This window comes from Trebonia sp., from assembly GCF_049794275.1.
Lineage (GTDB): Bacteria > Actinomycetota > Actinomycetes > Streptosporangiales > Streptosporangiaceae > Trebonia.
This window is the reverse complement of sequence record NZ_JBARCR010000164.1, coordinates 1-3,941: the sequence shown is the minus strand read 5'-3', so window position 1 is coordinate 3,941 and position 3,941 is coordinate 1. Positions and strand designations below refer to the sequence as shown.

The following is a 3,941-nucleotide window of genomic DNA, read 5'->3' as shown; positions in this document are numbered from 1 at the left end:
CCGTCGGGGGGGCAGCCGGTGATGCCGGTGATCAGCCATGGGCCCTCGGCCAGCTCGACGAGCGCGATCGCGTACGGGATTGTGTCCGCGAACGCGAAGTGCGTCGGGTGGCGGACGACCGTGTAGGTGTAGACGGTCCCGGTGCCGGATACCTCCCGCCAGCCGAGGTCGCGGCCGTGGCAGCGCGGGCAGGCCGGCAGCGGCGGGTGCGACAGCTGGCCGCAGGACCGGCACTCCTGGATGGCGAGCCGCCCCTCGCGGGCCGCCTCCCAGTACGGGGCCGTCAGCTCCGTCATCCCGGGAACAACCGTCATGACCGTGTTCACCTCGCCAGGATCGTGGCGCTGCCGGCCGGCGCGCCGACCAGGGCGACCTCAGCGCCGGCCACCTGGTTGCACGCGGTGCCGCGCAGCTGGCGGACCGCCTCGAGGATGCCGTTCATCCCGTGCAGGTACGCCTCGGACAGGTGCCCGCCGTGCGTGTTGACCGGCAGCGGGCTGTCCGGCCCTGTGCCGTGGTCGAGGACGTACCGCCAGCCCGCGCCGTCGGCCGCGAACCCGTACGACTCCAAGGACCGCAGCGTCATGTACGACGTCGCGTCGTACAGCTCGGCGACGTCGATGTCCTTCCTGGACACGCCGGCCTGGCCGAACAGCCGGTCCGCGGCGGCGGCCGGGAACAGCTCGAGCATCTCCCCGCCGGTGTAGATGCCCATCGGCTCCCGGTACGGGCTCAGCGTCTGGGTGGCCGACAGCACGTACACCGGGTCGTCCCGCAGCGCCCGCGCCCGCTCCGCGCTGGTCACCACGAACGCGCAAGCCCCGTCGTTCTCCAGGCACAGGTCGAACAGCCGCAACGGCTCGCTGATCATCCGGGCATTCTGGTAGGTCTCCCAGTCCAGCTTGCGGTCCCGCATCATGGCGGCCGGGTTGCTGTTCGCGTACTGCCGCTGGGTGATGGCGATCGTGCCGAGCGTCCTGGTCAGGTCCTCGTCGGTCAGCCCGTGCACGGTGGCGTACCGCCTGGCCCATAGCGCGAACAGCTGGCCGGGTGACATCAGCCCGTACGGCCAGGCGAATGACAGGTTGTCCTGCTCGGGCACCACGATGTCCGCCGCGCTGTCCGCGGCCCCGCCGCCAGCCCGGTCAGCCCTGTCTCTCCGATCAGCTCTGCCGAACCGGCCGCCCCTGGACTGGCTGAGCGCCCGGTAGACCACGACGACGTTCGCCAGCCCGGCGCTGACCGCCGCGGCGGCGTGCGCCACGACAGCGCCGAGCGCCTCGCCGCCGTGCGGCGCCTGCGCGAAGAACGACAGCTCCCTGATGCCGAGCGCGCGGACCAGCATCGCCTCGCTGACCGTCTCGAACGGGGCGGTGAACCGGCACATCCCGTCCACGTCCGCGACGTCCACGCCGGCGTCCGCGCAGGCCGCGAGGACGGCCTCGACCGCAAGCTCCCACGCGGCCGGCGGCAGCGCCTTGGCATAGGCCGTCTGCCCGATGCCGGCGATCGCCGCGGCCTTCCGGATCACCCGTCGCTCCCGAGCCACTCCCGCAGCACCTCGGCGGTGTGCTCGCCTGGCCGCGGGGGCGTCGCCACCCGGGCGGGCGACCTGGACATCCGCACCGGCCAGCCCGGTATGGTCACCGTTCCGCGCACCGGGTCGTCGACGGTGACAAAGATCCCGCGGTCCCGCAGGTCAGTGTCGTTGAGCACCTCAGTCGTGGTGCGCAGCGCGCCGGCCGGGACGCCCGCGCCGCCGAGCACCCGCATCACCGTCATCTTGTCCAGCGTGGCCGTCCAGGCGCGGACCGCCTCGTCGACGGCGGCCTTGTGCTCGCCGCGGCTCGCCATCGTGGCGAACCTCGGGTCGCCGAGCAGGTCCTCCCGGCCCATCGCCTTGGCCATCCGCTCCCACTGACGGTCGCTCCCGCAGTGGATGTGCACATAATCGCTCGGCCCGAACGGCGGGCACGGGTAGATGTCGGACGGCGCGGTCGTGACCAGGAACGGCGGCCGGTTCCCGAACCGCGGAGTGTCCATGCCGCGCTCGATCGGCCAGCCGTAGTGGATCCGCATGAAGGTCGCCACCTGGTCGGTCATGGCGATCTGCACCCGCTGGCCGAGTCCGTCCTTCTCCCGCTGGTACAGCGCGGCGAGGATCGCGCCGGCCAGCACCATGCCGGTGCCGGTGTCGCCCACGTCGGGGCCGGGCTTCATCGGCAGCGCGTCCGGCTCGCCGGTGATGCTCGACCCGCCGGAGAAACCCTGCGCGATCGGATCGAAGCACGGGAAGTCCCGGTACGGCGAATCCTCGGCGAACCCTTTCACCTGCGCGTAGATCAAGCGCGGGTTCAGCGCCGACAGGACATCCCAGCCGAGCCCGAGCCGGTCGATGACGCCGGGGCTGAAGTTCTCCACGAAGATGTCCGCGCGCTCGGCCAGCCGCAGCGCGGTGCGCAGCCCGTCCGGTGCTTTCAGGTCGAGCTCTATCGACTTCTTGCTTGCGTTGTTCAGGTAGAACGGGATCGCGTCGAAGCTGTCCCTGCTGCCCGGCGCGATCACCTTGACGACCTCGGCCCCGAGGAACGCCAGCGCCAGCGTCGCCGACGGCCCGGCGACCTGGTGAGTCAGGTCGAGCACCCGAACTCCGTCTAGCGCCCGTCCTGACTCTCCCATCGCCCACCTCCGACCCCTGGCCGCATCGTCGCGATGCCTTGGAACGTATACGATCCGCCAGCCACGGGCAAGGCTCGGCGCAGGGGCCGGGCCCTCGGCAGGCGCTCAGCCGACGGCCGGGGGCGGGGCCGCCGGGGGCACCGAAGGCACCCCTGCCTGACCGGGCGCCGGCGCCGCGGAACTGCCGCGCAGCAGGTAGGCGGAGTGCAGCAGCTCTGGGTTGTCGCGCAGCTCGCTGGCCGTGCCCGAGTAGCGGATCACGCCGCCTTCCATCACGTACGCGCTGGTCGCCAGGCCGAGCGCCACCGTCGCGAACTGCTCGATGAGCAGCACGCCGATGCCGGAGGCCACCAGGGCGCGGATCACCGGGATGAGCCGGTTGACTACCACCGGCGCCAGGCCGAGCGACAGCTCATCGATCAGGATGTACTTCGGCTGCGAGACCAGCGCCTGGGCGAGCACGACCATCTGCTGCTCGCCGCCGGACAGCGACCTGGCCGGCACCGTGAGCCGCTGCTCCAGGGCGGGGAACAGCTCGAGAGCGCGGGCGCGGCCCTCTACGGCCGCCTGCTTGGACAGCGCGTAGGTGGCCACCCGGATGTTGTCCTCGACGGACAGGTCAGGCAGCAGCCGCCGCCCCTCGGGCACGATCGCCACGCCGGCGGCGCGGATCTTCTCCGGGCGGCGGCCCGCCAGCTCCATGCCGTCCATGGACACCGACCCAGGGCGCGGCTTGAGCACCCCGCCGACGGCGAGCACCATGGAGGACTTCCCTGCGCCGTTCGGCCCGAGGACGGCGGTCACCTCGCCCGCGGGAACGGTGATCGTCACGTCCTTGACGACCGGCCGGCCGCCGCGCTCGACGGTCAGGCCGCTCAGGGTGAGCGCGCTCATGTCGCGACCTCCGCTGTTCCGATATAGGCGCGCATCACGTTCTCGTCGCGCAGCACCGCCGCGGTCGGGCCGGACGCGATCAGCTTGCCGAAGTCGAGCACGGCCGTGGTCTCGCACACCGCGGAGACCAGCGACATGTCGTGGTCGACGAGGATGACCAGCGCGCCGGTCTTCTCGGGAATCGACTTGATCACCGAGGTCAGGTGCGCCGTTTCCTCCTCGGGCAGCCCGGCCGCGGGCTCGTCGAGCAGGATGAGCCGCGGCTTGCCCGCCAGCGTGCGGGCGACCTCGACGAGCCGCCGCTGGCCGGCGCCGAGCGAACCGACCCGCGCGCCGGGAGACAGGCCGCCGCCGGCGAACTTGATGGC

Annotated in this window: 5 protein-coding genes; all 5 read right to left on the bottom strand. The window is 72.1% G+C overall.

What is annotated here, in order from left to right:
* Positions 1–314, bottom strand: a 314-nt coding sequence (locus WA805_RS04720) for a Zn-ribbon domain-containing OB-fold protein (protein WP_425241731.1), incomplete at its 3' end; no start/stop codon positions are given.
* An 8-nt stretch (positions 315–322) separates the two neighbouring features.
* Positions 323–1,531, bottom strand: coding sequence for a thiolase C-terminal domain-containing protein (locus tag WA805_RS04715; protein ID WP_425241730.1), 1,209 nt, complete (start codon positions 1,529–1,531; stop codon positions 323–325).
* Positions 1,528–2,679, bottom strand: a complete 1,152-nt coding sequence (locus tag WA805_RS04710) for a CaiB/BaiF CoA transferase family protein (protein ID WP_425241729.1) — start codon at positions 2,677–2,679, stop codon at positions 1,528–1,530. Before WA805_RS04710 ends, WA805_RS04715 begins: the two co-directional genes overlap by 4 nt.
* Positions 2,680–2,784: 105 nt before the next feature.
* Entirely contained in the window at positions 2,785–3,573 is a 789-nt protein-coding gene (locus WA805_RS04705) for an ABC transporter ATP-binding protein (protein WP_425241728.1), read from the bottom strand.
* Positions 3,570–3,941, bottom strand: a 372-nt coding sequence (locus tag WA805_RS04700; RefSeq protein WP_425241727.1) for an ATP-binding cassette domain-containing protein, incomplete at its 5' end; no start/stop codon positions are given. The genes WA805_RS04705 and WA805_RS04700, both read right to left, overlap by 4 nt.

Bases quoted from the DNA above. Each gene is read 5' to 3' on its own strand.
- WA805_RS04705 (WP_425241728.1), bottom strand. From the start codon at position 3,573: ATGAGCGCGCTCACCCTGAGCGGCCTGACCGTCGAGCGCGGCGGCCGG.
- WA805_RS04710 (WP_425241729.1), bottom strand. From the start codon at position 2,679: ATGGGAGAGTCAGGACGGGCGCTAGACGGAGTTCGGGTGCTCGACCTG.